This is a genomic window from Pedobacter sp. 10L46_2 (assembly GCF_056395165.1).
This window is the reverse complement of sequence record NZ_JBFTIZ010000498.1, coordinates 1-1,651: the sequence shown is the minus strand read 5'-3', so window position 1 is coordinate 1,651 and position 1,651 is coordinate 1. Positions and strand designations below refer to the sequence as shown.

General features: G+C 36.0%; 2 protein-coding genes. One reads left to right on the top strand and one right to left on the bottom strand.

Annotated elements, in window-relative coordinates:
* The first annotated feature begins 301 nt into the window (after positions 1 to 301).
* A complete protein-coding gene (gene rlmB / locus AC1DDX_RS27225) occupies positions 302 to 1,066 on the top strand; it encodes a 23S rRNA (guanosine(2251)-2'-O)-methyltransferase RlmB (RefSeq protein ID WP_172663181.1) in 765 nt (254 codons plus the stop codon).
* Positions 1,067 to 1,091: 25 nt separating this feature from the next.
* Here the strand turns inward: rlmB and AC1DDX_RS27220 are convergent.
* Positions 1,092 to 1,651: Hsp70 family protein (locus tag AC1DDX_RS27220; RefSeq protein ID WP_477623009.1), on the bottom strand; the 560-nt coding region annotated here is incomplete at its 5' end.

The following is a 1,651-nucleotide window of genomic DNA, read 5'->3' as shown; positions in this document are numbered from 1 at the left end:
ATCTTTCCCATCGTGGTCATAGAATTACTTAATCTATTTTTCCGCGCTGTAAAGTTTGCCTTGTCTTGTCCTTGTGTTCCGTTATCGCTGCTCATGAATACAAAAATAGACAAAAATTAGGTCTCTTCTTAAAATCTTTATGAACATTCCCACAACTTAAATTCATTCGTCTTAACATGACTTTCGTGAATTCGAACAATTTCCTAACAGCAAGATGTTGATAAGCAAAACACTCGCACTTAAAAATTAGGTTAAATTAATCGCAATTTTTGAGCTATTTTTGCGCTTCAATTTAAAGGAAATGGAAAACTCAAGAAGGTCTGCCAGACCTAAAGAAAATAATGAGTTCGTATTTGGTATACGTGCAGTAATAGAGGCTATTAAGGCTGGTAAAGATATAGAGAGTATTTACATACAACGTAGTTTAACTGGCGAAATTATCTTGGAGTTAAAACAGCTGTTAAAGGAGGTTGATGCGCCGGTGCATAATGTTCCGGTAGAGAAATTGAACCGGATGACCCAAAAGAATCATCAGGGAGTAATTGCTGTAATTTCATCCATTACCTTTCAAAAAATTGAAGATATCATCCCATTAGTTTACGAAAAGGGAGAAACACCTTTAGTTTTGATTCTTGATGGAATTACGGATGTAAGAAATATGGGTGCAATAGCCAGAACTGCTGCCTGTGCAGGAGTACATGCTATAATTGTGCCTACTAAAAATTCTGCACAGATCAACGCTGATGCCATTAAGACTTCGGCAGGAGCTTTGTTTAGTATACCGGTATGCAGACATCCAAATCTTCAAAAAACGGCATTGTTTTTACAGGAATGCGGTTTACAGATTGTTGCTTGTACTGAAAAGACCAATGATTTAATATACGCTCCGGATTATACAGCCCCAACAGCCATCGTTATGGGAGCAGAGGATGAAGGTATTTCGAACGAAATTATGAGAATGGCCAACCACCTGGCTAAAATCCCAATGCTTGGCGAAATCAGTTCATTAAACGTATCTGTTTCTGCAGGTATTATCCTGTACGAAGCGATAAGACAACGTTCGTAATAGTTGGAATGATAAGTTTAACTTATCATTCCTCAAATAAATATCCGCTATAGGCAAGTCCTTTAGCTACACTAATAAAATTATCTCCCGAATGCACTGGTGTATTTGGGAATTTTGTTTTAAAGAGGTCCTTGATTGCAGCAACCATAGATGTACCTCCAGTAAGGAAAAGGCTATCGATATCATTTACAGCGATCTGATGATTTAATAGAAAATCATCTAAGTAAGCACTTATCTTTTTAACATCTTTTTGAATAATGCCATTATACTGATCAATGGATACTTCATCGTTAATTTCAATATCCATTTTTGAATACTGAAACTGCGAAACAGGAAGTGACGATAATTCCACTTTTGTTTTTTCAACTGATTGAAAAAGAGAATATCCTAGATTATTGTCGGTAAGTGTAATCAGATTTTTGAATTTTCTATCCTGCTTAGAGTAATGATAATAGTTTTGAAGATCATTTTTAATCTTAATTCCATTAAAAAAGTTCATTTGTTCCCAGGAGCATATATTCGCAAATAAAGAAACCGGGACTGTAAGCATTTTTCCTGGTGCAGCTTCGTCTGGTGCAGCTTCGT

Bases quoted from the DNA above. Each gene is read 5' to 3' on its own strand.
- rlmB (WP_172663181.1), top strand. From the start codon at position 302: ATGGAAAACTCAAGAAGGTCTGCCAGACCTAAAGAAAATAATGAGTTC.